Raw genomic sequence first — 24618 nt, forward strand, 5'->3', positions numbered from 1 at the left:
GGCACCGACGCTAGGCCGGTCGACCATGCGGGATGAAATGCCGTTTCAGCACTGCTTATGCTTCGGACGCATGACAGAGATTCCGGCGGAGCACGGAGTGGAGTTCCGGCATCTCCGCGCCTTCGTGGCCGTGGCCCGGGAGCGGAACTTCACCCGTGCCGCGCACCATCTCCGGATCACCCAGCCTGCTCTGAGCCGCACCGTCGCCTCGCTGGAACGACTGCTCGGCACCACCCTCCTGGCACGGAACCGCCGGACGGTGCAGTTGACCGCCGCCGGTCAGCAGGTCCTGCCACACGTGCACCGGGTGCTGGCGGCGCTCGACGAGGCGGTCGGCGTCGCGACCGGCGCATCTCCCACCCTGCGGGTCGGCTTCACCTGGGGCTCCACGGCCGAGTACACCGCGCCGATCGTGCGCGACTTCGAACGTGCCCACCCGGACGTGACGGTGGAGATCCGGCGTTACGACGACACCGTGGCCGGTCTGGCAGACGGGCGTACCCACGTGGGGTTCCTGCCGGGTGACCCCGGTGACCCCCGGTTCGGGACGCTGGTGCTCGCCGACGAGCCCCGCGTCGTGGCCCTGCCGGCGGACCACCGGCTGGTGGACGGCGGAACCGTGGTGCTGGACGACCTCGCCGACGAGGCGATCGTGATCAACGTGGTCTCGGGCACGACCACGCTCGATCTCTGGGAGCCGGCCCGGCGCCCGGACACCGTCGTACGGGTGCGGAACGTCGACGAATGGATGGAGGCGATCGCGGCCGGGCGAGGCGTCGGGCTCACACCCGCGTCCACCGGACGGCTCTACACCCACCCGCAGATCCGCTACCGGCTCGTCTCCGACTCGCCACGGGTACCGATCACGCTGGCCTGGCCCCGGTTGGCCGCGCACCCACTGGTCGCGGACTTCGTCGCCAGCGCCGAGCGCCTACGACACCTGTCCGACCCCACCACCTAGGCCGGCGTGACCCGCAGCGGCATCGACGCCCAGGCGCGCATGGTGTTGTTCGGCCGCCGGCGCGGCGGTCCGGCGGGGGTGATCGTCGCGACCCGCGCGGCGAGCGCGGTCAGCACCGCCCCGGCCTCCAGCCGGGCGACGTGCTGGCCGACGCACTGGTGCAGACCCATCCCGAACCCGACGTGGCCCGACGGGTCGCGGTCCAGGTCGAAGGTGCCCGCGCCGGGGCCCCAGTGCCGGGGGTCCCGGTTCGCCGAGCCGAGGAACATCAGCACCTTGCGCCCGGCCGGGATCCGCACGCCGGCGAGCTCGGTGTCGGTCGCCGTCGTGCGGAAGAAGGTCTGTACCGGTGACTCCCAGCGGACCGCCTCGTCGAACGCGACCCGGGCGAGCCCGGGGTCGGCGCGCAGCCGCGCCCACTGCTCCGGGTACCGGGCGACGGCGTGCAGCACCGCCGCGAGCCCGGTGACGGTGGTGTCGACCCCGGCCGACAGGAGCGACCGCACGACCAGCGGAGCCTGCTCGGCGGTGATGTCGCCGCGGTCGGCGGCGGCCCAGATGTCGGCGCCGAAACCCTCCCCGGCCAGGGCCTCGCGGGCGCACTGGGCGTTCACCCAGGCCGAGAGCTCCCCGAGCCGCGGAAGCTTCTCCTCCAGCAGCGCGTTGCGCGGGCCGAAGGCGTTGAACAGCAGGTCGCCGTAGGGCAGCAGGTTCTCCCGTCCCTGCTCGGGCAGCCCGACGGCGTCGGGGAACACGCGCAGCGGGAACGCCTCGGCGAGGGCGGGGACGGCGTCGAACTCGTACCCGCCGGCCAGCACCTCGTCGACGAGGGTCTCGGCGTCGGCCGCCCAGCGCTCCCGCAGCACGCGCAGCGCCCGGGGGCCGAGGACCTTCCCGAGCACGCGGCGAGGCGCGTCGTGGTGCGGCGGGTCGGCCTCCAGCAGCAGCGACGGCGGCCGCCACGGTGTCTCGGTGTGGAAGTTCAGCATCCCGACCCCGGCCCCGGAACGGAAGGACTGCCAGTCGACGAGTGCGGCCCGGACATCGGTGTAGCGGCCGAGGGCGAGCACGTCGTAGCGGGTGAGCCGGACCAGCGGGCCCGCGGCGCGGAGCTCCTCGTGGAACGCGAGCGGGTCGGTGAGGACCTCGGGGGCGAACGGGTCGACGTCGGTGGTGGGCAGGTGGTCGAGCGCGGCCGTCATGGGCGTCGCCTTCCGGTCGGGTCGGGTCGGGGTACGGCTCAGAGGTCGAGGACCAGGCGCGGGCCGACCGAGCGCGAGACGCAGACGAGCATGCAGTCGGCGGCGGCGCGCTCGTCGTCGTCGAGGACGGAGTCGCGGTGGTCCGGCTCGCCCGCCAGCACGGTCGTCTCGCAGGTCCCGCAGGTGCCCTGCCGGCAGGAGGACAGGACGTCGACGCCGGCGTCGGCGACCGCGTCGAGCACGCTGCGCCCGGGCGGCACGGTCACCTCGGTACCGCGGCGGGCGAGGTGGACCGCGAAGGCGGTGTCGCGGACCGGGCCGGTCGCGCGCGGCACGAAGCGCTCGGTCCGCACCGTGTGCGACGGCCACCCGGCCGCGGTCTCGGCCAGCGCCGCGAGCAGCGGGGCGGGACCGCAGCCGTACACCCGGGAGCCCGGGGTGGGCCGCCCCAGGAAGCCGGGGAGGTCGAGCAGTCCCTCCTCGTCCTGCGGGACGATCCGGACCCGGTCCCCGTGGACCGCGAGCTCGCGGGTGAACGCCATCGACGCGCGGGTACGGCCGCCGTAGAGCAGCGCCCAGTCCGCGCCGACCAGGTCCGCCGTGGTGATCATCGGCAGGATCGGGGTGATCCCGATGCCGCCCGCGACGAACAGGTAGCGCGGGGCCGGGACCAGCGGGAAGTTGTTGCGCGGCCCGCCGAGCCCGATCTCGTCCCCGACCGCGAGGCGGTCGTGGACCCAGGCCGAGCCGCCGCGTCCGGCGGGCTCGCGCAGCACGGCGACCCGGTAGCGGTGGGCGTCCCACCGGTCCCCGCACAGCGAGTACTGACGGGTGTGCCCGCCGGGCAGCACGAGGTCGACGTGCGCGCCCGGGGTCCAGTCCGGCAGCCGCCCGCCGTCGGCGGCGACCAGCTCCAGCGACAGCACGCCGTCGGACTCCCGGTGGCGGCCCGCCACCCGGACCGTGCGGTTCTCGGCACCGGTCACCGTCGCTCCCCTCGTCGTCGAGGAGCCGAGCATCCGTCGCGCGGCCACCGCCCGGGAAGGCGACTCTCGCTCAGTGAGAGACCGGGTTCAGACGGTTCCCGCGAGACTCCGCCCGGCGGCCCGGCCGGAGAAGACGCAGCCACCGAGGAACGTGCCCTCCAGCGCGTTGTAGCCGTGCACCCCGCCCCCGCCGAACCTGGCGGCCTCCCCCGCCGCGTAGAGCCCGGGGATCGGTTCGCCGTGGGCGTCGAGGGCGCGGGAGTCGAGGTCGGTCTGGATCCCGCCGAGGGTCTTGCGGGTCAGCACGTGCAGCTTCACCCCGATCAGCGGACCGGCGGCGGGGTCGAGGATCCGGTGCGGCGCCGCGACCCGCCCGATCCGGTCACCGAGCGAGCGGCGGGCGTTGTGGATGCCCTGGACCTGGGCGTCCTTGCTGTAGGGGTGGGTCAGCTGCCGGTCGCGGGCCTCGATCTGGCGGCGGATCAGGGCCGGGTCGAGGGGCGGGGCGTCGGTGAGGGCGTTCATCCCCGCGACGAGCTCGTCGAGGGTGTCGGCGACGACGAAGTCCTCCCCGTGGGTCGTGAAGGCCTCGACCGGGCCGGGCGCACCCCGGCTGAGCAGCCGTTCGCGGAGGAAGGCGCTGCGGCGCCCGGAGGTGATGTCGGGGTTCTGCTCGGAGCCCGACAGCGCGAACTCCTTTTCGACGATCTTCTGGGTGAGCACGAACCACGAGTGGTCGTAGGGCGCGATGTCCGGGGTGGTGCGCAGGTGGCGCAGGGTGCCGAGGGTGTCGTAGCCGGGCAGGTACGGCGCGGGCAGCCGCCGCCCCAGCGCGTCGAACCACATCGACGACGGCCCGGGCAGGATGCGGATGGCGTGGCCGGGCCAGACCGGGTCCCAGTTCACGACGCCCTCGGTGTAGTGCCACATGCGGTCGCGGTTGACCAGCCGCACGCCCGCGTCGGCGGCGATGTCGAGCATCCGCCCGTCCACGTAGGCGGGCACCCCGGTGATCATCGACGACGGCGGGGTGCCCATCCGCTCGGGCCAGTACCGGCGGACCATCTCGTGGTTCGCGCCGATCCCGCCGGTGGCCAGGACGACCGCGGGCGCGGAGAGGGTGAACTCCCCGGTCACGTCGCGGTTGCTGGGGGCGCCGCGCGGCGAGTCGTCCGGGGCGAGGACGGCGCCGCGGACGCCGGTGACGGCGCCGTCGGTGCGGACCAGCCCGTCGACGCGGTGCCGGTGGTGGAAGGTCACCAGCCCGGCCTCGGCGGCGCGCAGGGCGGAGTCGACGAACGGTCCGACGACGCCCGTGCCGGTCCCCCAGCTGACGTGGAAGCGGGGCACGGAGTTGCCGTGGCCGGTGGCGGTGAGGTCGCCGCGCTCGGCCCAGCCGACCGTGGGGAGGAAGGAGATGCCCAGCTCGGTGAGGTAGGAGCGCTTCTCCCCCGCGGCGAACTCGACGTAGGCGCGGGCCCAGCGCGCGGCGTGGGTGTCCTCGTCGTCGAGGCGGTCGAACCCGGCGCTGCCCTGCCAGTCGCTCCAGGCCAGCTCGACCGAGTCGTGCACCCGCATGCGGCGCTGCTCGGGGCTGTCGACGAGGAAGATGCCGCCGAAGGACCACCACGCCTGCCCGCCCAGGTCGACCGGCCCCTCCTGGTCGACGACGGCGACCCGGCGGCCCCGCCGGGTCAGCTCGTGGGTGGCGACCAGACCGGCCAGCCCGGCCCCGACGACGATCACGTCCGCGTCCATGCCACTCCCGTTCGTCGCCGGCCCACCGCACCCCGGCAGGGGCGGCCGGTGTGCACAGACGTATCAGATCCGGACCCGGGAACGGGTGGCGGGCGGGTCGCGGCGCCCGTGCGCCGCGACCCGCCCGCCGGGACCCCGGGTCAGCGCACGACGGTCGTGGTCACCCGTGCGGCGTTGTTCGCGAGCTTCGGGTCACGGACCTGCGACGGGGCGACGCCCGCGTCGAGGGTCCGCGCCCCGGCCGCCGTGCGGTCCACGGTCACGGTGACCGTGAAGGTCCGCTCGGTGCCCGCGGCGATGCTCGGGACCAGGTAGGCGACGCTGCGGCCGCCGCTGACGATCCCGCCCGGGGCCGCGGTGGCCCGCAGGCCGGTCGGGAGGGTGACGGCACCGGCCACCCGGGTCGCGGCGGCCGGGCCCGCGTTGCGGATGGTCACGGTGACGGGGACGGTGGTGCCCGCCTTGATCGTGTTCGGCACGCCGAGCACGATCGAGAGGTCGGCCTCCCGCGGGATCACCGGCGCGGGGGTCACGGTGAGGGCGAAGGTGGTGCTCAGTGTGCCGGCGGTGGCGGTGACCGTCACCGGGCCCGCGGTGTCACCAGCCGACAGCGCCGGGCTGGTGGCGACGCCGTCGGCGCCGGTGGTGGCGGTGGCGGAGGCCCCGCCGGGGAAGGCGGCACTGCCGCCGGTCACGGTGAAGGTGACGTCCTGGCCCGCCACCGGGGCGTTGCCCGCTCCGGTGAGGGTGGCCGACAGCGGCTGGGCGAAGGCGGTGCGGACCTGGGCGCTCTGCCCGTTGCCGCCGGTCGCGGCGAGCGCGGTCGGGACGACCGGGTTGTCGAAGTCGACCGTGGTGCCGTTGATCCGCAGGTTGTCGACGCCCGAGCGCAGCCCCGGGTTGCCGCTGCCCTGGTTGACCGCGATCCCGCCGATGACGACGGCGTCGGGCAGCGCTGCCTTCACCGCGGCGAAGTCGGCGGTGTAGCTGTCGAAGCCGTACTTGTTGGGCACACCGGTGACGGGGTCCGTCCCACTGGCCCACCACCCGCCGCCGGTGCTCGACGCCGGCCACGTCTGCCAGGTCCCGTCCTGCAGCGGCGTGGTCGCGGTGTAGACGGGCTCGAACACCAGCGTGGTGAACGTGGAGCCTGCCTTGTTCGGGTTGACCGGGATGTTGAGCGCGGGGACCTGCCGCGAGTCGTTGCCCTGCTCGACGAGGGTCTGGTACTCGAGGTCGGTGATCTCCGAGAGCTTGCGCCCGTTGAAGGCCTGGGCGTACACGGTGACCTTGTCACCGCCGCCGGGGGTGTCCAGGCGCAGGTAGCCGCGTCCGGTGCGGGCCCGGGCGTCGTCGACGACGGCGGCGGTGCCGGCGCCCCGGACGGCCGTGCAGTAGCCGGTCGGGCTCACCGTCGCGCCGCACGCCGGGATCTGGTCGTTGCCGACCCGGACGCCGTCGGCGGCGGCGGCGGTCCCGGCGACGAGCGGGACGAACCCGACCGCCGCCACCAGCGCGGCCGCCAGCAGGCGTCGTCCGCCCACCCGTGCTCCGTGCTCCCCGACCCGACGCGCCATGACTGCCTCCACCGCTCCGCCCGTCCCCGGGCCGTCGTCGCCGGGGCCTCTGCGCTCCCGACGGCCCGTGTGTCGTGGCGGCGGTCACGGGCGCTACACGGCCTCATCAGAGCTGATGAGCCACTCGGCGCATCAGCAGGTGGGCCGGTCGGGGCACGGTCGGCTCCCACCGTCGACGCAGCGGCGACACGCGGGCGGACACGCCGGACCGGTCGTCGGACACCGGCCACCGGTCCGCCGCGGGCGGGGCCGACCACCCGACCGGACCGGGATTCACAGCACGTCCACAGCGGTCCGGCCGACGGAGCACAGGAGTGCCCTCTACCGTTGATCCGGTCAGCGGGACGAGCGGGGGAGGTGGACGTGCGGACCGACACCCGGCCCGGCCACGGCCCCTCCCTCCCGCGGTGGCGCGTCCCCGGGCTGCTCGGCGCCGCGCTCGCGGCGTCCGTCGGCGTCGCGCTCGCGGTTCCGTCGTGGACGCCCACGACACCACCGCAGGTGACGACCGCCGCAGCGGCCACTGCGGCCGCCACCGGTGCCGCCCCGGCCGGCCCGGCCACGGTCGTCCCCGTCGCGACAGGACCGTCCCTCCCGGCGGTCACGGCCCCCGACGGCACCCCGGTCACGCGGCCCGCGACCGGCGCCCTGTTCGACGGGCCGGCGGAGGACCCCGGTGACCACTTCTGCTCCGCCTCGGTGGTCGAGTCCGCCACCGGCGACCTCGTCGTCACCGCCGCGCACTGCGTCTCTGACGGCGACGGCACGCCGGCCCGGACGGGCATGAGCTTCGCCCCCGGCTACGACGACGGCACCGCCCCCTTCGGCTACTGGACCGTCACCGCCGCCGCGGTCCCCCCGGGCTGGCTGGAGAGCGGCGACCCCGATTCCGACGTCGCGTTCCTGACGGTCTCCCGGCCGGACGCCCCGCCGATCCAGCAGGTCACCGGCGCCTACCGGCTCGCCTTCGGCGCATCCGGCACCGGCGGCGACGACACCCCGGTGACCGCGGTCGGCTACAACGACGGCGACGCGGACGCGACGACGGTGTCCGGCACCGCCGGGACGCTCGACGAGGACCAGTGGCAGCTCGACCAGCCCGGCCTCGACCAGGGTTCCAGCGGCGGCCCGTGGCTGACCGGCCCGGACGACTCCGAGATCCTGGCCGTCACCGGTGGCTACCAGCAGGGCGGGGACTCCCCCGACGTCTCCCACGGCGCCGACCTCGGCCCGGCCGCGCAGTCGGCGTACCGCTCGGCCGGGGGCACCGACTGAGCCGGCTCGTCGCCTGGTGGGACCGCCACCAGGTCGCGCTGTACCTGGCCGCGATCCTCGCCGGGGCGCTCCTCGGTCTCCTCGCGCCGCGGGTCGCGCCCGCGCTCGCCGCGTCGGTCACCCCGCTGCTCGCGCTGCTGCTGTTCGCGACGTTCCTCGCGGTCCCGCTCGCCGACCTCGCGCGGGCCCTGACCGGTACCCGTTTCCCGGTGGTCGTGCTGGTGGCGAACGCCGTGGTGGTCCCGCCGGTCGCGATCGGGCTGTCGCGATGGGTCGCCGACGACCGCGGCCTGCTCGTGGGCGTCCTGCTCGTGCTGCTGACGCCGTGCATCGACTACGTCGTCGTGTTCACCGGGCTCGCCGGTGGCGCCCGCGCGCAGATGCTCGCCGCGACACCGCTGCTGATGGTCGCGCAGATGCTCCTGCTGCCCGGCTACCTGTGGCTCGCGGCCGGACCGGAGGTCCTCGCCGTGGTCGAGGCCGGGCCGTTCCTGCACGCGTTCCTCGTACTGGTCCTGGCCCCGCTGGCCGCGGCGGCCCTGGTCCAGGGCCTGCGACGACGGCGCCCGGCCGGCCGCGCGGTCCGTGTCGAGGGCGCCGTCGCCGGGGCGATGGTGCCGCTGATGGCGGCGACCCTGGCCGCGGTCGTGGGCTCGCAGATCGCCGCCGTCGGGGCGCAGGCGCTCACCCTGGTGCGGCTGGTGCCGCTCTACCTGGCGTTCGTCGTCGCGGCGGTGGTGATCGGTCTGCTCACCGCCCGGGTGGCCCGCCTGGACGTGCCGGCCACCCGGGCGGTGGTGTTCTCGGTGACGACCCGCAACTCGCTGGTCGTCCTGCCGCTCGCGCTGGCGCTGCCCGGCGCGCTCGCCCTCGCCCCGCTCGCCGTCGTCACCCAGACCCTGGTCGAACTCGTCGCCCTGGTCGTGCTGGTACGGCTGGTGCCGGTGCTCGTCCCCGCCCGGTGAGCGGTCACCCGGTCACCGGGCCGGGCCGCGCCCCGCCCAGCTCCACGCGTACGACGGGTCCTCGCAGGCCCGTCCGCCCTCACCGAGGGCGAGCGGCCGGAACGTGTCGACCATGACCGCGAGCTCGTCGAAGGACTCCGCGCCGAGCGCCCGCTCGACGGCGCCGGGCTGCGGGCCGTGGCTGTGCCCGCCCGGGTGCAGCGAGATCGATCCCTGCCCGATCCCGGAGCCCTTGCGGGCCTCGTAGTCGCCGCCGCAGTAGAACATGACCTCGTCGGAGTCCACGTTGGCGTGGTAGTAGGGCACCGGCACGGCGAGCGGGTGGTAGTCGACCTTGCGCGGCACGAAGTTGCAGATCACGAAGCCGGAGCCCTCGAAGACCTGGTGCACCGGCGGCGGCTGGTGCACGCGGCCGGTGATCGGCTCGAAGTCGGCGACGTTGAACGTGTACGGGTACAGGCAGCCGTCCCAGCCGACGACGTCGAACGGGTGGGTGGGCACCACGTAGCGGGTGCCGGTGATCCCGTCGGGCCCGCCGCGGTGCTTCACCAGCACCTCGACGTCGTTCTGCTCGACGAGCAGCGGCGCCCCCGGTCCGTGCAGGTCGCGCTCGCAGTACGGGGCGTGCTCGAGCAGCTGGCCGTAGCGCGACAGGTACCGCTTGGGCGGGGCGATGTGCGACGACGCCTCGATCGCGTAGGCGCGCAGCGGCTCGGACCCGGTGGGTACCCAGCGGTGGGTCGTCGCCCGCGGGAGGACGACGTAGTCGCCCTGGACCACGTCCAGCGCGCCGAACACGGTCTCGACGATCGCCGACCCGGACTCCAGGTAGACGACCTCGTCGCCGACGGCGTTGCGGTAGAGCGGGCTGGTCTCCCCCGCGACGACGTAGGAGATCCGCACGTCGGCGTTGCCCAGTACCAGCCGGCGCCCGGTCACGACGTCGACCGACTTCCAGTCCGGGGTGCCGAGCTCGTGCAGCCGCAGGTGGCGCGGGAGCAGCGGCCGGTTGTCGGTGAGCGACTGGTCGCCCGGGTCCCAGGGGGTGGCGTCGACGATCGCCGAGGGGACGCCCGCGTGGTAGAGCAGCGAGGAGTCCGAGGAGAAGCCCTCCTCCCCCATCAGCTCCTCGCGGTAGAGCGTCCCGTCGGGGCGTCGGTGCTGGGTGTGCCGCTTCGGCGGGACGTCACCGGCTCGCCTGTAGTACGCCATCGTGGCCCTCCTCCGGTCCGTTACGTGCCTGTACCTGTGTCCGTGGCGGTGGCGCCGTCGTGCCGCGGGCGGTCGCGCGGGCGAGGGCGGCCGCGACGTCGTCGCGGGACGGGGCGGCGAGCACGGCGGCGACGTGGGCGTCCGGGCGGAGCAGCCACACCTCGTCGGGCCGGGCGGCCAGGGTGGCCGTCACCGTCGGCCCGTCCCCGTCCCCGTCCCCGTCTGCGGCTCCGGCTCCGTCCCCGTCTCCGGCTCCGGCTCCGCCGAGGGCTCCGGCGACGGTGCCCGTGCGGCCGTCCAGCTCGGCGAGGGCGAGCACCCGGACCGGGCCGGGCGCACCGGCCGCCGCTGCGGCGACCGCGTCCGCGTCGGCCCGTGGGCCGGCGAGCAGCAGGAACCCGTCGCGGGCCAGCGCGCGCAGCCGTCCCGGACCGGCCGGGGTGCGCACCGGGGCGTCCGGGACGAGCACCCCCGGTCCGGCGGGCGGCACCTCGCCGCGGGCGGGACGCCCGGCGAACGGGCGCCGCGCGTCGGCGGTGGTCAGGGCGGAGTCGACGTACCAGAACGGCTCGGCCAGCCGGCCCGAGTCGACCCGCGCCCGGGCCGCGGGATCGGTCGCCGCCGCGGCGAGGACCTCGGTGCGGGCCCGGCCGCGAGGGTGTTGGCCAGGCTGGACACCGCGGCCCGGCTCATCCCGCACAGCTCCGCCGCCCGGCCCGCCTCCTGCCCGCCCGCGACCCACAGCGTGAACAGCAGCCGGAACGCCGACCAGCTCCATCCGGCGGGGCGGTGCACGGTCGACTCGAGGTCGTAGACCAGGGAGCCGGCGATCCGGTGCAGGTTCAGCACCAGCGCCATGGCCTCGCGGTCGGTGCCGGGGAGCCGATCGCCGGTGCGGGCGAGCGCGACGTCGGTGAAGGTGAGGAACCCGTCCACGTCGTTCCCGCTGCCGTCCACGCCGTCGCCGGCTCCGTCCCGTGCGGCCGCCGCCCGGCCCGGTGACCGCGCCCCGGCCCCCGGCGGGTCCCCGCCCGGCCCGGCGGTCCCGGCCCGGGTCGCGCCGCCACCGAGCCCTGCGAGGAACGCGGCGACCACCTCGCCCGGCGCCGCCCCCGCCCCGCCCGACCCAGGCGCCGTCCCCGCTCCGCCCGGCTCCGGCGTCGCCCCGCCACGCCGGGCCCCGGCTCGGCCAGTGCCTGCACCCCGTGGAGCAGGGCCAGCAGCTGCTCCACGAGCACCCCGTCCGGAGCCGGGACGACGATCCCGCCCGCCCGCCGGGCCTCCTCGAACCGGGCCACCAGCCGGGTCCGCCACCGCGCGGTCACCTCGGCGAGGACCGCGGCCGGCCCGGGCCCGGACGCCGCGACCCGGGCGAACGGCGTCCCGGTGTGCGCGGTGACCTCCTCGCAGAACACCTGCAGCGCCGCCACCCCGGACAGCCCGGCCGCGCGCCGCGCCACCCGGGCGTCGAGGTCGTCGAGGGCCCGCCGGAACGCGCACTCCACGATCGCGGCGCGGCCGGCGAAGTAGTGCGCCGGCGCCCCGTGTGCGACCCCCAGTGCCGCGCTGACCTCCCGCAGCGTGACCGCGTCCGGACCGCGCTCGGCGATCAGCCGCCAGGCGGCGTCGGCGATCTCGCCCCGGCGCTGCTCGTGGTCCACCCGCTTCGGCACGGCCGCTCCTCGTGGTAGCTCCCGGTTTTTCTACACCAGGAGAACCATGGCGGCCGCATCCAGATCCGGACGATCCTAGTCTATTCGGGCTAACGATAAGTCGTCGTCGCACGTCACCGGGCTGTTCGGCCTGACCCTCGCGCTCGGCGGCTCGGACACCCCGCGGGAGGCCCCGCACGGCGCGAACACCGTCATGCCGGCCCGGCTGTTCGTGACGGTGCACGGCAGCGGGGGCGACATCGTCGACGCGCCCACCGGGCGGCCCCACCCCGACGCACCACAGGTGCACGTCGACGTCGAGCGGCGCCAGGTCGGGATCCGCGTGCCGCACTCCGCGTGGGACCCCGCCGACGGGACGCAGCGACTCGCCGCCGCGGCCGGGCTGTGGAACAGCGACGCCGACGCCTACCTCCTCCCGCAGGTCACCGCGGACGCGACGCACCCCGGCGGCGCCGTCGTCGGCGACCCGACGCCGTCGGCGTTCTCCGACGCGACCTTCCGGTTCCACGAGCCCTTCGAGGCGCCCTACCGGAACCAGAAGCGCGCGATCGCGGACGGCGACCTCTCCGGGACGCGCCCGCCGACCCGCTGGCGCCGCTCGGCAACCCGGCGCAGGGCACGCCGCTCCCGCCGGAGGTGGGCAACGCCCCGCAGGCGCCGCTGCAGGAGCTCCCGCCCCTGCGGTTCCCGCCGAACCAGCTCGGCCAGGACCCGGCGCCCGGTGACGGCGCGCAGGAGCACCCGACCGGCTGACCCTCCGCACGGGCACGGGCACGGGCCCCCGGAACACCCGGGGGCCCGCTTCGGTGGGTCAGGACGCGACTCAGGCCTTCAGCAGGGCCTCGGCCAGGGCGTCGGGGCGGGTGAAGCAGCCCTCGTGGCTGCCCGGCACGGTGACCGGGGTGACCCCGAGCCGCTGCGGGAAGCGGTCCCAGCCGTACTCGCCGGGCGGCAGCGCGACGTCCTCGGTCGAGAGCACGTAGGCCACCGGCACCCCGAGCGTCGCCGGGTCGATCGGTTCCACGGTCTCGGTGAAGTACTGCAGCGGCTGCGGCACCAGGAGCTCGTGCACCAGGCGCTGGACCGGCTCGTCGGCGTCGTTCATGAACGCGCCCTGCCACACCTCGAACGGCAGTGCCACGGAGTTGTTCCCCGAGGCGGCGGCCTGACCGGCGAACAGCTCCCGGTACTGCGGGGGAACCTCGTCGTTGAGCGAGCGGCCCGCGGCGGGCACGAACGCGCTCCAGTAGACGAGCTTGCGCAGCCGGGAGGAGACCCGGTGCGCGGCACCGGTGATCACGTAGCCGCCCCAGCTGTGCCCGACGAGAGTCACGTCGGTCAGGTCGTGCGACTCGATCAGGTCGACGACCGCGTCCACGGTGTCGGACAGCCGGTAGCGGGTCGGGTCGTCACCGTCGTGCAGCCCCGGCAGGGTGGGGGTCAGCACACGGTGTCCCGCCGCACGCAGCCGCTCGGCGACCGGGCGCCAGGCCCAGCCCCCGTGCCAGGCACCGGTCACCAGCACGAACGTCTCGGACATCGCTCACTCCTCGTCGAGGTCGGAACGGGGCAACCGCCCCCGGCGGGTGAGCCTGACGGACCGGCGGGGCCCGGAGAAGAGGCCGTGCGGGTCGTACCGAAAGGGGTCCCGACTGAGACGATCCGTGGAGGAACACCCCATCGGTATCCGTGTCAGGATCAGAGTCATGGACGAATCAGTGGTGATCGTCGGTGCCGGGATCGGGGGCCTCTCGCTGGCCCTCTCGCTGCACGCCCGCGGCGTCCGGGTCACCGTGCTCGAGCGGGCGGCCGAGCTGCGCGAGGTCGGCGCGGCCGTCGCGCTGTCGGCGAACGGGCTGCGCCCGCTGGACGAGCTCGGCCTGCTGGGCGAGCTGGAGAAGGTGTCCGCCCAGCCGACCGAGCTCATCCACCGCGGCTGGCGCGACGACGAGCGGGTGACCGCCTTCCCGGTCGGCTCCGACGGCAGCTACCGGCGCCGCTTCGGCGCCCCCCACCTGGGCATCCACCGCGCGGAGTTCCAGCGGGTCCTCGCCGGCGCCTGCCCCGCCGGGATGGTGCGGCTCGGCTGCGAGGTGACCGCGGTCGACCCGGACGGGACGGTCACCCTCTCCTCCGGGGAGCGCGTCCGGGGCTCGGTCGTCGTCGGTGCGGACGGGGTGCACTCCCGGGTGCGCTCGGTCGTCGACCCCGCGGCCCGCCCCCGCTACACCGGGACGTCGGCCTTCCGCGGGATCGTCGACGTCGCCGACGCCCCGCTGCTGCCCGACCCCGGCGCGATCCAGTTCTGGATGGGCCCGGACGCGCACGTGCTGCACTACGCGATCGGCCCGCACGCCGAGCAGATCAACTTCTTCGCGGTGCTGGAGGGCCCCGACCCGTGGACGGGCGAGACCGGGCCGACCGAGACCGACCCCGGCACCCTGGCGCGGGCCTTCGACGGCTGGTCCCCGGGCGTCGTGCAGATGCTGACGGCGGTGCCGCAGTCCCCGCGCTGGCCGCTGTACACGCTTCCCCCGATGACGCGCTGGTCCCGCGGCCGCGTCGTCCTGCTCGGCGACGCCGTGCACACGATGCTGCCGCACCACGGTCAGGGCGCGAACCAGTCCATCGAGGACGCGGCGGTGCTCGCCGACCTGCTCGCCGCCCCCGGTGCGCTCGACGGCGGCCACACCGCGGTGTTCGACCGCTACCAGCGGCTGCGCCGGGCGCGGACCCGGTCGATCCAGCGCAGCTCGCTGGTCACCAGCGGGCTGCTGCACCTGCCCGACGGCCCGGCGGCCGACGCCCGCAACGCGGGGCTGACCGGGCTGGACCCGTGGTTGACCTGGATCCACGGCGTCGACGCGCGGGCCGACACCCGGCCCGTACCGGCCTGACCCGAGATTCAGCTGCTCCATCTCTGAATCGGGCCTTTTCCGGTCTTTGTGTCTACAGAGTCACCCGCCTACCGTCAGGTGACGCGCCGGATGCGAGGGAGGTGACGGGAATGGATCTGCGGCAGCTCCGCTACTTCGTGGCGGTCGCGGAGACGCGGCACTTCGGCCGCGCCGCCGAGCGGCTGCACATGGCCCAGTCCCCGCTCTCCCAGGCCATCCGCCAGCTGGAGAGCCAGGTCGGCGCCACCCTGTTCGAGCGCACCACCCGCCGGGTCGACCTGACCCCGGCGGGGACCTCGCTGCTGGAGGACGCACGGCGGATCCTCGCCGGCGTCGAGGACGCGCGCCGCCGCGTCGAGCAGGTCGCCGCGGGCACCGAGGGCGTGGTGACCGTCGGTGCCACCGACCTCGCCGCCTACCGGCTGCTGCCGCGGCTGGCCCGGGTCGCCGCCCGCCGGATGCCGGGCGTCTCGCTGCGGTTCCTGCCCGGGCTCCTCACCGCGGCCCAGGAGGACGCGCTCGACGAGCGCCGCATCGACCTCGCCGTGCTGCGCCCACCGGTGGTGCGCCCGGAGATGTCGGTCCGCCCGATCGCCCAGGAACGGCTCCTCGCGGTGCTGCCGGCCACGCACCGGCTCGCCGGGGCCGGGACGGTCGCGCTGGCCGAGCTGCGCGGCGACGACTTCGTCGCCTACGGCGCACCCGGGTCGGTGGTCGACTCGGTCGCCACCCAGGGCTGCCTGGACTCCGGATTCCTCCCGCGGCGCCGCACCGAGGCCCGCGACACCCCCATCCTGCTCACCCACGTCGCCGCCGGTGCCGGGGTCGCGCTGCTGCCCGAGTCGGTGCGCGCCCTGGGCACCGAGGGCGTGGTCTACGCCGACCTGGACCGCGAGCTGCGCGTCGACCTGGCCCTGGCCTGGCGCACCGACGACGACTCCCCCGCCCTCGTCCGGCTGCTCGACGTGCTCGCCGAGTGCGCCCACGAGCTGGACCCCCGCCCCGCCACCGTCCCCGGAGGACCGCAGTGAAGATCGTGGCCGTCGAGGCGATCCCGTTCGCCGTGCCCTACCGCAAACCGCTGCGGTTCGCCTCCGGCGAGGTGCACACCGCCGACCACGTGCTGGTGCGGGTGCACGCCGAGGACGGCGTCGTCGGCGTCGCCGAGGCCCCGCCCCGCCCCTACACCTACGGCGAGACCCAGGCCTCCATCCGCGCGGTGGTCGACACCGTGTTCGCCCCGGAGATCGTGGGCCTGAGCGTGTTCGAACGGGAACGCATCCACGCCGTCCTGGACCGCACGATCGGCAACCCCACCGCGAAGGCCGCGATCGACATGGCCGTCTGGGACGTCATCGGGCGCCGGCTCGGTGTCGGCGTCTCCGAGCTGCTCGGCGGATACACCGACCGGATGCGGGTCTCGCACATGGTCGGCTTCGCCCCCGACGACGTGATGGTCGCCGAGGCGCAGCGGATGCGCGACGAGCACGGCGTCACCACCTTCAAGGTCAAGGTCGGCCGCCGCCCCGTCGCGCTGGACACCGGCGCCTGCCGGGCGCTGCGCGAGGCGCTGGGCCCCGACGTGGAGCTCTACGTCGACGGCAACCGCGGCTGGACCGCGTCGGAGGCGGCCCGGGCCCTGGACGAGATGGCCGACCTCGGCCTGACCCTGTCCGAGGAGCTCATGCCCGCCGACCAGGTGCTCGGGCGACGCTGGCTCACCGCCCGCACCACCGTCCCGACCGTCGCCGACGAGTCCGCCACCCGGCCCGGCGAGGTGACCCGCGAGCTGCTCGACGGCGCCGCCACCATGATCAGCATCAAGACCGCGCGGACCGGGTTCACCGGCTCGCAGCGGGTGCTGCACCTGTGCGAGGGACTCGGCACCGAGGTGGTCATGGGCAACCAGATCGACGGTCAGCTCGGCACCGCCTGCACGGTCGCCTTCGGCGCGGCGCACCGCCACACCAGCACCCGCGCCGGGGAGCTGTCGAACTACCTCGACATGAGCGACGACCTGCTCACCGAGCCGCTGCGGATCAGCGGCGGCGAGCTGCGCGTCCCCGGCGGGCCCGGGATCGGCGTCGCCGTCGACCCCGACAAGCTCGCCCACTACCGCACCGACACCTGAGCACCGCCCCACCACAGGAGAGAGACATGTCCGAGACCGCCACCGCCGCCGGCTCCGGCGCGAACGCCACCGCCACTTTCGCGAGGAAGGAGCGCACCGGCGCCGCCGCCGACCCGGCCCGGGTGTCCGCCATCGCCACCGACACCCTGCAGGCCCTGCACGAGGTCATCCGCAAGCACGAGCTGACCTACGCCGAGTACGACGCGCTCAAGGCGTGGCTGATCCAGGTCGGCGCCGACGGCGAGTGGCCGCTGTTCCTCGACGTGTTCGTCGAGCACGTCGTCGAGGAGGTCGCCAACGCCGACCGCCGCGGCGCCGTCGGCACCATCGAGGGCCCGTACTACGTGCCGGGCGCCCCGGTCATCGAGTCCGGGTCCGCGATGCCGATGCGTCCCGACGAGAAGGGCACCCCGCTGCTGTTCCAGGGCACCGTCACCGACCTCGACGGCACCCCGGTCGCCGGCGCGACGGTCGATCTCTGGCACGCCGACGACGAGGGCTACTACTCCCAGTTCGCCCCGGGCATCCCGGAGTGGAACCTGCGCGCGGTCGTCCACACCGGCGCCGACGGGCGTTTCGCGTTCCACACCATGCAGCCCGCGCCGTACCAGATCCCGACCGACGGCTCGACCGGTGCGTTCATCACCGCGGCCGGCTGGCACCCGTGGCGCCCCGCGCACCTGCACCTCAAGGTGTCCGCACCCGGGAAGCAGCTGGTCACCACCCAGCTGTACTTCGACGGCGGCGACTACGTCACCGACGACGTCGCCCAGGCCGTCAAGCCAGAGCTGGTCCTGCGGCCCGGCCCGGCCGCGAGCGGCACCGGCAACGAGGTCACCTACGACTTCGCGCTGGACCCCGCCTGATGGCCCGCTTCGCCGTCCGGATGGAGGTCGATCTCCCCGCCGACATGGACGCCGACGCCCGGGCCGACCTGCTGGCGCGGGAGAAGGCCTGGTCGCAGCAGTGGCAGCGCTCGGGTGAGTGGGTGAGCATCTGGCGCTGCGTCGGCGAGTACGCCAACCTGTCGATCTTCGAGGTGCGCGACAACGAGCAGCTCCACGAGATCCTGTGGGGCCTGCCGCTGTTCCCGTACATGACGATGCAGGTGACCCCGCTGGCCACGCACCCGTCGGACATCCACGCCTGATCCCCGCCGGGGCGCCCGGACCCGGTGACGGGCGCCCCGGCGGCCACGCCGACGCCGACGCCGACGGCTTCACCGCCTCCGGGCACCCGGCCCGGGACCGGTTCGGCGAGCACCTGCTCGGCTGAGCCCGGCCCGTTTTTACCGTCGGCTTCCCCAGGGCTGTCCGCGGGCTGAGGTGGGGCGTCCTAGCGTCGGGGACACAGCGACGACCGTCCCCGGAGGCCCGATGATCCAGCCGGATCTGCAGCTCGTCGGACCCGCCGAGTTCGCCCGCGACCAGACCCTGCTTCTTCTCGCCGGCGACCCGGCCCTCATCCGGTCCGGTGTCACCTTCGCGAGCGTCGTCGCGCTACCGGGGATCGGCGGGTCGTACGCCGTGCCTGCCCGCGCGTCCGAGGACGTGCTCGCCCTGACCTGGTCGCCGCCGCGCGCCGCCGCCGACGGCACGGTGTGCCAGCGCGTGTGCCTGTCGGTGATCCCGTCCTGCGACGGGCACCGGCGCGGGGGCGCAGCGGTCCTGCGGGCCGCCGGGCGGGCACTGCTCGGTGCGGGCGGCTCGGTGCCCGGCGTCGCAGCGATCGGCGTCGCGCGGCCGCACATCCAGCGCTGCGTCGGCGACGGCGTCGTCACGACCGGGTTCGACGTCCTCAGCCGGGGCTGACCCCGGTCCCGCCCGGCCCGGCGGCGCCGCCGAGGAAGCCGCGGAGCAGCCACCCGGCCTGCGCGACCGCCGGCTCGGTGGAGTCCCCCGGTGACGTGGCGTGGCTGACCACCAGCCGCACCACCCCGTCGACGAGCCGGGGCAGGTCCGCGACCCCGGCCAGGGCCGGGTGGAGCGCGGAGATCTCGCGCAGCAGCGCCGTCGCCGCCCGGTCGCGCACCACATCGGGCCGGGCCGTCACCAGCGGGAGCAGGCTCTCCCCCACGCCCTCGTCGACGGTGAGGATCGACGTCAGGAGCGCGTTGCGCGCCCCGTACTCCAGCACGTCGCGGACCGCGGCCACCACGCCGGCGACGGCGTCCGCGGGGTGGGCGCGCATCTGTTCGCACATCACCGCGACGAACCCGTCGGTCTCGCGGCCCACCAGCGCGCTGCCCAGCTCCGCCTTGGTGCCGATCTCGTTGTAGAGGTGCTGGCGGCTGATTCCCGCACGCCCGGCGACGGCGCTCATCGTCAGCGACGACCACCCCGACTCCGTCGTGATGTCCCGCGCGGCGTCGAGGAGCCGCGTGCGGAGAACCTCCCGCCGCTCCCGCCGGAACGCACCCGAGCCCGCCACGCCTGCACTGTACAGAGCAACCACCGATGACTGATCTGTTGACAGATGAGCCGTGATTGTCAACTATTCCTACTGGCGGTCGACGACGACCGCGCTCCGTCCGGTCAGGAGGCAGCCATGAGCACGGCGGCGGGAACCACACGCGAGGGAGCCGGCGGCGACCGGCCCGCGGACCCCGGGCGGCCCGTACCCACCCCGGGGATCACGCTCCCCGTCGTCGCACTGCCGACCCTGGCGTTGTTCCTGGGCTCGCTCGCGGCCTGGGTGGGGGCGACCGCCCTGGTCCTGACCGGGACCGACCCGTGGCGCTACCTGGTCACGGTGCCGGTGCACGCCCTGGTCACGTTCGCGATGTTCACGGTGCTGCACGAGACCGTCCACCTCGCGGGCGGACGCCTGCGGTGGGTCAACGAGGTGCTCGGCCGGCTGTCGATGCTGTTCGTGGTGGCCTGGGCCGCGTTCCCGATGCTGCGTTACCTGCACATCGAGCACCACCGCAACACCAACGAGGACACCTCCCGCGACCCCGACGCGTGGACCGAGTCGGGCCCGGCGTGGAGCTGGCCGCTGCGCTGGATGACCATCGACCTCTGGTACGTGCGCTTCTACCTGCCCCGGATCCCGAGCAGGCCGCGGGCCGAGCTCGTCGAGCAGGCCGTGGTGTTCCTCGTCGTGGTCTCCGCGTTCGTCGCGACGGCGGTGACCGGCCACGGCTGGGAGCTGCTGGTGATCTACCTGATCCCGCAGCGGCTGGGCATCGCGCTGCTCGCCTGGTGGTTCGACTGGCTGCCCCACCACGACCTCGGGGAGACCGCTCGGTCCGACCGGTTCGCCGCGACCCGCATGCGGGTCGGCTGGGAACGCCTGGTCACCCCGTTGATGCTCGGCCAGAACTACCACCTGGTCCACCACATCCACCCGACCGTCCCGTTCTACCGCTACCAGGACGTGTGGCGCCGGGCGATGTCGGACTGGCTCGACCGCCCGGTCCCGATCACGACGGTCCTCGGCTCCGACCTGTCCCCCGCCGAGTACCGGGCGTGGCGACGGCTGACCTCCCACACCGACCGCGACGCCGACCTCCCGACCCGCCCGCACCCGCTGCGCGTGACCGCGGTGGACCGGCTCACCCCGGACGCGGTCGCGGTCACCCTGGAGGTGCCCGGCGAGCTGCGCGACGTGTTCGCCCACCGCCCCGGCCGCCATGTCACCGTGGGCACGCGGATCGACGGCGAGCTCGTGCGGCGCAGCTACTCGATCTGCTCCACCGACGGGTCGGCGCTGCGCATCGCCGTGCGCCGCGTCGACGGCGGACGGTTCTCGACGTGGGTGGGCTCCGCGCTCGCCGTCGGCGACACCCTCGAGGTCACGCCGCCCTCGGGGCAGTTCGTCCTGCCCGCCGGCCCCAGCGGGGACCGCACCGTCGCCGCGGTCGCCGCGGGCAGCGGCATCACCCCGGTCATCGCGATCCTCACCGCCGCCCTCGACGAGGACCCCGACCGCCGCGCCGTCCTGCTCTACGCCAACCGCGACACCGAGCACACGATGTTCGCCGACGAGCTCGACGAACTCGTCCGCCGCTCCGGGGGGCGGCTCACCGTCGTGCACCACCACTCGCGGTCCGGTGCCGCCGGGTCCGCCGACGGGTCCGCACCGGACGGCACGACGCGCACCGTCGTCCCGGGCCGCCTCGGCGCGGACCGGTTCGCCGAGCACCTCACCGCGCTGCCGGTGGACGACGCGGACTGGTTCCTCTGCGGGCCGCCGCCGATGCTCGACGAGCTCGTCGGCGTCCTCGACGCCCACGGCGTCACCCCGGACCGGGTCCACCGGGAGTTCTTCGTCGCCCCCACCGGCGACGACGGCGACGCCGTCCCGACCCGTCCGGCCGTGGTCACCGTGCGCCGCGGCGGGCGGGAGACCGTCACCCGGAGCCGGGGCACCGCGTCGCTGCTGGAGACCGCACTCGAGGCCGGGGTCGAGGCCCCGTACCTGTGCGCGGGCGGCATCTGCGGCACCTGCCGCGCGCAGGTCGTCACCGGCGCGGTGCACATGCAGCAGAACTACGCCCTCACCGACGACGAGGTGGCCTGCGGCGCGATCCTCACCTGCCAGTCCCGGCCCACCACCGACGAGGTGACCATCGACTACGACCGGTGACCACGCACATTCCGGCCTCGGTGTCGCGGTTCGTCCCGGCACGATCCGACCACGGCACCGCGATCAGTGGGAAGACCCTGGTCGCGATCGACGACGACACCGTGGTCGGCGCCGGGGTGGTCGTCCACTCGGTACGGTCGTCGGCGACGGTGCCGTGCCGGACCCGTTCCCCATGCAGGGCGAGCGCGTCGGCGCGGGCGGGGTCTGGGCCGGGACCCGGCGGCACCGGCGACCGCGGGACCGGCCGGGGAGTGAGCGCGGTCCGCTGACCGGCCGGTCAGATCGCGCCGGTCAGCTCCCCGGTGACCACGCGGCGCTCGTTCTCCGTCCGCCAGGCGCGGTAGTCGGCGTCGTCGGCGGCGGTCCCGATCCGGGCGATGCAGTCGGCGCAGAGGTCCGCGACCTGCAGCAGGCAGTCCTGGCCGCAGTCCCGGCACGCGATGAGCTCGGCGATGGGGTCGTTCACGGTCGCTCCGGACATGACCCCGAGCCTACCGAGGGTGCCCGGCGGGCCCCGGCGTGGCCGGTCCGACACACGGGACCGGCCCCGGCGTCGACGCCGGTCCACCAGCCGGTCCGGCAGCGTCCCGGCGAGCGCGACCACGACCGCTCGGTCACCACGGAGGTGCTCCTACCGAGGTGGCCGTGGGCGCGCCGGCGGTGGTCCGGTCGGGAGTGCCCCCGGTCAGCCGACGACGGTCCCGGGGCGGCGGTCCGCCCAAGGCAGCGCCCGCTCCAGGTCGGCGGCCAGCGCGAGCAGCGTCGCCTCGCCCGTGTAGGGCGCGACGAGCTGGACGCCGACCGGCCAGCCCTCCGCCGAGGTCCCCAGCGGCAGCGAGATCGCCGGGTTCCCCGTCATGTTCGACAGGGCGGTGAACCCGGCGGTGCTGAAGATCCGGTCGTACCAGCCGCGGGCACCGAGGGACGCGTCGTCGGCGTCCAGGTACCCGGCCGCGGTGTTGGGGACGTTCATGGTCGGCGTCAGGATCAGGTCGTAGGTGCGGTGGAAGTCCGCGACGGTCCGGCGGACGGCGTTGACGACCCGGTCGGCGGCGAAGAGGTCCGCGGCACGCAGCGTGCGGCCGTGCTCGACGCAGGCGAGCGTCGTGGCCTCCAGGTGCTCCGGGCCGGGCGTGAGGTCGAGGGCCTCGGCGAGGCCGTCGGCGGACCGGCTGCGGGAATCGGTCGATTGACGGACCCCGCGTGCCCGTTAGCGTGCTGGAGCATGACCGCGCTGGCGACGGCACGCGAGCTGGGCGCCTTCTTCCGCCGCAACGGTGGCCGGACCCCGGGCTCGGCCGCGGTCGTGCTCGACGGGCTGGTGGCGCTGGTGTCGTCGGGCTGCGCCGCGCTGTCGGTGTGGGACCCGGCGCTGGGCCGCCACCGCGCCCTGGCCTCGACCTACCCGTCCGACCTGACCGGCTTCATCGACCACGCCATGCACACCGACCCGCTGTTCGTCACGGTCCGTCGTGGCCGGGTCCCGGTCCGGGTCCGCGACCCCGAGCACGCTCGGCAGCGGGCCATCGAGCTCAACCTCCGTCGGGCCGGGCAGCGAGCGCCCGGACCACTCGGTTCGATCGATTTCGCGTACACGCTCGGCCTCGTCGACGACGACCTCGCCGACCACCTCACGTCACCGCCACCGGACCGGCAGCGCGGGCTGGCCCTCCGGACCGCGCAGCGCATTATCGCCGGTACGGGCCTGGACCGGGTCGCCTGGATCGGCGACGTCCTCCACCGCCTCGGCCAGGCTCCGCTGCCGCCGCTGTTCCTCGACGAGAGCACCGCGCTCGCGGCCCTGGCCGCCACCCCGAAGGTCCCGTGCACGGTCGTCACCTCCCCCGACGAGCGCCGACACTCGCCCAGGCGATGGCCCTGCCCGCCCTCGCCGCGGTGACGCACCTCGATGCACCGTCGCCCTGCTCGAGACCGTTCATCACGCCCTCGCCGCGGCCGGGGAGGAGGGCTACCTCGACGTCCTGGCCGATCTACGGTCCGCCTCGGCGGATCCGGCGTGATCCGAGTTCCCCGGACACGACGCCTCCCCAGTTCTGAGGAAGTACCGCAGGACCTGCTCACATCCGAGCCCCCGCTACGACAGACGGCGTAGTCGACATCGTTCATCGGGGGCCGCAGTGCACAATCGTCACGGACACACCGCCACGTGGGCCGGGCGACCGGCACGACGCAGGACCGGGCTGCGCGCGGTCGCCGCCACTGCGGTACTGACCTCGCTACTCGCCTCCACGACACTGCTCGCCTACGAGGCCGGACGCGGTGACGGCGCGCCGGTTCCGGCGGTCGTGGCCGCCGCCGCGCCGGTCCCCGCGGTCGTCGTCGCCCCGGCGGCACGCCCGACGCCGGCTCCGGAGCCCGGTCCCGTGCTCGTCGACACGGGTGGCACACCGCTACCCGCCGACATCGCGAAGTCCGTGCGGACCGTCCACCTCGCGCTCGACACCGGGGACCTCGACCCGGTCCGGGCCGCCTACAGCGTGACCGGCTCGGACGACTGGATCAGCACGGAGCAGTACCTGGACAACGCCGCCGTCCGTCGCGACGTCCTGGCGGCGCTGCGGACCGCCCCCACGAAGCGATCGGACTCGTTCCGGTTCGCCGCGGACGGGACCTCGGTGACGTTCGGCTGGTACGCGGCCGACACCGGCACCGGCGCGGGCCTGCTCACCATCGACGGTCCGTGGCGCGAGGACACGTCGGCCGTCGCCGCCGCACCCCGGAGCACGACGTCACCGGTGGGTGGACCGACCTGGACCGCACCCACCGGTTGCACCGCGGGCACCCTCGACCGTCCCGCGGAGGGCTACCCCTGCACCGACCCGGCCACCGGCCGCGGTGTGGCCCACGACGGCACCGTCGGCGTCCACGGCCTCAAGCCCTGCCCCTACGGCACCACGCTCCCGGCCGACCCCGACGAGCCCACCCGCAACGCCGGCACCGGTGAGATCTGCGGCTGGGACGGCAGCTGAGCAGTCCCGGCCACTGCGCCCCCACCACCCGCAACAGCCCCGTCCGGTCGTGACCCCCGACGTCGACGAACCCGGTGTCGCCCCCCTCGGCCACGGTCACCTCGTGGTGGGGCCGCCGTTCGGCGGCCGCCGAACGGCTCCGCGGACCTCGGCCGGGCCGCGAGCCGGACGACGGTGTCGCAGATGACGTCGCGCCGCGGCGACGAGTGGCGCACGTCCGGACGGGGTCGGCTAGATCTTCCACGGCCGCCCGACGGGGCCGAGGAGGTGGTTCATGCGCGGCGACGACGACGCGGTCGAGAGCACGGAGTCCGACCTCGTCCACGCCGCGATGGCGGCCCACGACTGGTCCTCCCACCCGCTCGGCCCGCCCGAGCGCTGGTCGCCGGACCTGCGCAGCG

General features: G+C 75.0%; 24 protein-coding genes. 12 read left to right on the forward strand and 12 right to left on the reverse strand.

Features of this window, described 5'->3' with window-relative positions; genetic code table 11:
* The first annotated feature begins 70 nt into the window (after positions 1-70).
* The gene (locus AC0GKK_RS05665) at positions 71-961 is read left to right on the forward strand and encodes a LysR family transcriptional regulator (protein ID WP_489883311.1); all 891 of its coding nucleotides are present in this window, start codon (positions 71-73) and stop codon (positions 959-961) included.
* On the opposite strand, the gene AC0GKK_RS05670 is transcribed toward AC0GKK_RS05665, so the two are convergent.
* The 4 genes from AC0GKK_RS05670 to AC0GKK_RS05685 form a co-directional block, all read right to left on the reverse strand.
* Positions 958-2163 carry a cytochrome P450 gene (locus AC0GKK_RS05670; protein ID WP_489883312.1) on the reverse strand — a complete coding sequence of 402 codons (1206 nt, stop codon included), beginning with the start codon at positions 2161-2163 and terminating at the stop codon, positions 958-960. The two genes, AC0GKK_RS05665 and AC0GKK_RS05670, sit on opposite strands and share 4 nt — an antisense overlap.
* 38 nt (positions 2164-2201) lie before the next feature.
* On the reverse strand, positions 2202-3149 hold the full coding sequence (locus AC0GKK_RS05675) for a PDR/VanB family oxidoreductase (RefSeq protein ID WP_489883313.1): 948 nt from the start codon (positions 3147-3149) through the stop codon (positions 2202-2204).
* Between the two features lie 87 nt (positions 3150-3236).
* On the reverse strand, positions 3237-4907 hold the full coding sequence (locus tag AC0GKK_RS05680) for an FAD-binding dehydrogenase (protein WP_489883314.1): 1671 nt from the start codon (positions 4905-4907) through the stop codon (positions 3237-3239).
* 140 nt (positions 4908-5047) lie between these two features.
* Positions 5048-6451 (reverse strand): CARDB domain-containing protein, encoded by a 1404-nt coding sequence (locus AC0GKK_RS05685; protein ID WP_489883315.1) that lies wholly within the window; start codon positions 6449-6451, stop codon positions 5048-5050.
* 396 nt (positions 6452-6847) lie between these two features.
* On the opposite strand from AC0GKK_RS05685, the gene AC0GKK_RS05690 reads away from it, so the two are divergent.
* Both AC0GKK_RS05690 and AC0GKK_RS05695 read left to right on the forward strand, forming a co-directional pair.
* Complete coding sequence (locus AC0GKK_RS05690; RefSeq protein WP_489883316.1) at positions 6848-7759, forward strand: trypsin-like serine peptidase; 912 nt, start codon at positions 6848-6850, stop codon at positions 7757-7759.
* A gap of 53 nt (positions 7760-7812) precedes the next feature.
* Positions 7813-8724, forward strand: coding sequence for an arsenic resistance protein (locus tag AC0GKK_RS05695; protein ID WP_489883988.1), 912 nt, complete (start codon positions 7813-7815; stop codon positions 8722-8724).
* A gap of 12 nt (positions 8725-8736) precedes the next feature.
* On the opposite strand, the gene AC0GKK_RS05700 is transcribed toward AC0GKK_RS05695, so the two are convergent.
* The 5 genes from AC0GKK_RS05700 to AC0GKK_RS05720 form a co-directional block, all read right to left on the reverse strand.
* Positions 8737-9936, reverse strand: a complete 1200-nt coding sequence (locus tag AC0GKK_RS05700) for a homogentisate 1,2-dioxygenase (RefSeq protein ID WP_405418075.1) — start codon at positions 9934-9936, stop codon at positions 8737-8739.
* The gene (locus AC0GKK_RS05705; protein ID WP_489883317.1) at positions 9911-10405 is read right to left on the reverse strand and encodes a hypothetical protein; all 495 of its coding nucleotides are present in this window, start codon (positions 10403-10405) and stop codon (positions 9911-9913) included. The genes AC0GKK_RS05700 and AC0GKK_RS05705 overlap by 26 nt, the downstream gene beginning before the upstream one ends.
* 71 nt (positions 10406-10476) lie before the next feature.
* Positions 10477-10794, reverse strand: coding sequence for a hypothetical protein (locus AC0GKK_RS05710; protein WP_489883318.1), 318 nt, complete (start codon positions 10792-10794; stop codon positions 10477-10479).
* Positions 10779-11609, reverse strand: a complete 831-nt coding sequence (locus tag AC0GKK_RS05715) for a TetR/AcrR family transcriptional regulator (protein ID WP_489883319.1) — start codon at positions 11607-11609, stop codon at positions 10779-10781. The genes AC0GKK_RS05710 and AC0GKK_RS05715 overlap by 16 nt, the downstream gene beginning before the upstream one ends.
* Positions 11610-12432: 823 nt before the next feature.
* Positions 12433-13149, reverse strand: a complete 717-nt coding sequence (locus AC0GKK_RS05720; RefSeq protein WP_208825682.1) for an alpha/beta fold hydrolase — start codon at positions 13147-13149, stop codon at positions 12433-12435.
* 166 nt (positions 13150-13315) lie between these two features.
* Between AC0GKK_RS05720 and AC0GKK_RS05725 the strand changes: the two genes are divergently transcribed.
* The 6 genes from AC0GKK_RS05725 (at position 13316) to AC0GKK_RS05750 (ending at position 18448) form a co-directional block, all read left to right on the forward strand.
* Positions 13316-14506: an FAD-dependent monooxygenase gene (locus AC0GKK_RS05725; protein ID WP_405418086.1), complete on the forward strand. Its 1191-nt coding sequence runs from the start codon at positions 13316-13318 to the stop codon at positions 14504-14506.
* A gap of 110 nt (positions 14507-14616) precedes the next feature.
* A complete protein-coding gene (locus tag AC0GKK_RS05730) occupies positions 14617-15537 on the forward strand; it encodes a LysR family transcriptional regulator (RefSeq protein ID WP_489883320.1) in 921 nt (306 codons plus the stop codon).
* Complete coding sequence (locus tag AC0GKK_RS05735) at positions 15534-16637, forward strand: mandelate racemase/muconate lactonizing enzyme family protein (RefSeq protein ID WP_346104521.1); 1104 nt, start codon at positions 15534-15536, stop codon at positions 16635-16637. The genes AC0GKK_RS05730 and AC0GKK_RS05735 overlap by 4 nt, the downstream gene beginning before the upstream one ends.
* A gap of 26 nt (positions 16638-16663) precedes the next feature.
* Positions 16664-17503, forward strand: a complete 840-nt coding sequence (gene catA, locus AC0GKK_RS05740; protein ID WP_489883321.1) for a catechol 1,2-dioxygenase — start codon at positions 16664-16666, stop codon at positions 17501-17503.
* Positions 17503-17787, forward strand: a complete 285-nt coding sequence (locus AC0GKK_RS05745) for a muconolactone Delta-isomerase family protein (RefSeq protein WP_178375327.1) — start codon at positions 17503-17505, stop codon at positions 17785-17787. Before catA ends, AC0GKK_RS05745 begins: the two co-directional genes overlap by 1 nt.
* 226 nt (positions 17788-18013) lie before the next feature.
* Entirely contained in the window at positions 18014-18448 is a 435-nt protein-coding gene (locus AC0GKK_RS05750) for a hypothetical protein (RefSeq protein ID WP_405418092.1), read from the forward strand.
* On the opposite strand, the gene AC0GKK_RS05755 is transcribed toward AC0GKK_RS05750, so the two are convergent.
* The gene (locus AC0GKK_RS05755) at positions 18435-19067 is read right to left on the reverse strand and encodes a TetR/AcrR family transcriptional regulator (RefSeq protein WP_179760402.1); all 633 of its coding nucleotides are present in this window, start codon (positions 19065-19067) and stop codon (positions 18435-18437) included. The two genes, AC0GKK_RS05750 and AC0GKK_RS05755, sit on opposite strands and share 14 nt — an antisense overlap.
* 117 nt (positions 19068-19184) lie before the next feature.
* Here AC0GKK_RS05755 and AC0GKK_RS05760 point away from each other — a divergent pair, with 117 nt between their 5' ends.
* Positions 19185-21227, forward strand: a complete 2043-nt coding sequence (locus tag AC0GKK_RS05760) for a fatty acid desaturase (protein ID WP_405418095.1) — start codon at positions 19185-19187, stop codon at positions 21225-21227.
* A 277-nt stretch (positions 21228-21504) separates the two neighbouring features.
* Here the strand turns inward: AC0GKK_RS05760 and AC0GKK_RS05765 are convergent, their stop codons facing one another.
* Positions 21505-21708 carry a hypothetical protein gene (locus AC0GKK_RS05765; RefSeq protein ID WP_139282678.1) on the reverse strand — a complete coding sequence of 68 codons (204 nt, stop codon included), beginning with the start codon at positions 21706-21708 and terminating at the stop codon, positions 21505-21507.
* 204 nt (positions 21709-21912) lie between these two features.
* A complete protein-coding gene (locus AC0GKK_RS05770; protein ID WP_489883989.1) occupies positions 21913-22344 on the reverse strand; it encodes an amidase family protein in 432 nt (143 codons plus the stop codon).
* A 108-nt stretch (positions 22345-22452) separates the two neighbouring features.
* Between AC0GKK_RS05770 and AC0GKK_RS05775 the strand changes: the two genes are divergently transcribed.
* Complete coding sequence (locus AC0GKK_RS05775; RefSeq protein WP_482637145.1) at positions 22453-23127, forward strand: hypothetical protein; 675 nt, start codon at positions 22453-22455, stop codon at positions 23125-23127.
* A 238-nt stretch (positions 23128-23365) separates the two neighbouring features.
* Positions 23366-24217 (forward strand): hypothetical protein, encoded by an 852-nt coding sequence (locus tag AC0GKK_RS05780; protein WP_489883322.1) that lies wholly within the window; start codon positions 23366-23368, stop codon positions 24215-24217.
* Positions 24218-24618 lie beyond the last annotated feature (401 nt).

This window comes from Pseudonocardia sp. P-1 (genome assembly GCF_058111925.1).

Bases quoted from the DNA above. Each gene is read 5' to 3' on its own strand.
- AC0GKK_RS05670 (WP_489883312.1), bottom strand. From the start codon at position 2,163: ATGACGGCCGCGCTCGACCACCTGCCCACCACCGACGTCGACCCGTTC.
- AC0GKK_RS05680 (WP_489883314.1), bottom strand. From the start codon at position 4,907: ATGGACGCGGACGTGATCGTCGTCGGGGCCGGGCTGGCCGGTCTGGTC.
- AC0GKK_RS05665 (WP_489883311.1), top strand. From the start codon at position 71: ATGACAGAGATTCCGGCGGAGCACGGAGTGGAGTTCCGGCATCTCCGC.
- AC0GKK_RS05700 (WP_405418075.1), bottom strand. From the start codon at position 9,936: ATGGCGTACTACAGGCGAGCCGGTGACGTCCCGCCGAAGCGGCACACC.
- AC0GKK_RS05710 (WP_489883318.1), bottom strand. From the start codon at position 10,794: ATGGCGCTGGTGCTGAACCTGCACCGGATCGCCGGCTCCCTGGTCTAC.
- AC0GKK_RS05725 (WP_405418086.1), top strand. From the start codon at position 13,316: ATGGACGAATCAGTGGTGATCGTCGGTGCCGGGATCGGGGGCCTCTCG.
- AC0GKK_RS05750 (WP_405418092.1), top strand. From the start codon at position 18,014: ATGATCCAGCCGGATCTGCAGCTCGTCGGACCCGCCGAGTTCGCCCGC.
- AC0GKK_RS05720 (WP_208825682.1), bottom strand. From the start codon at position 13,149: ATGTCCGAGACGTTCGTGCTGGTGACCGGTGCCTGGCACGGGGGCTGG.
- AC0GKK_RS05730 (WP_489883320.1), top strand. From the start codon at position 14,617: ATGGATCTGCGGCAGCTCCGCTACTTCGTGGCGGTCGCGGAGACGCGG.
- AC0GKK_RS05745 (WP_178375327.1), top strand. From the start codon at position 17,503: ATGGCCCGCTTCGCCGTCCGGATGGAGGTCGATCTCCCCGCCGACATG.
- AC0GKK_RS05760 (WP_405418095.1), top strand. From the start codon at position 19,185: ATGAGCACGGCGGCGGGAACCACACGCGAGGGAGCCGGCGGCGACCGG.
- AC0GKK_RS05775 (WP_482637145.1), top strand. From the start codon at position 22,453: ATGACCGCGCTGGCGACGGCACGCGAGCTGGGCGCCTTCTTCCGCCGC.
- AC0GKK_RS05765 (WP_139282678.1), bottom strand. From the start codon at position 21,708: ATGTCCGGAGCGACCGTGAACGACCCCATCGCCGAGCTCATCGCGTGC.
- catA (WP_489883321.1), top strand. From the start codon at position 16,664: ATGTCCGAGACCGCCACCGCCGCCGGCTCCGGCGCGAACGCCACCGCC.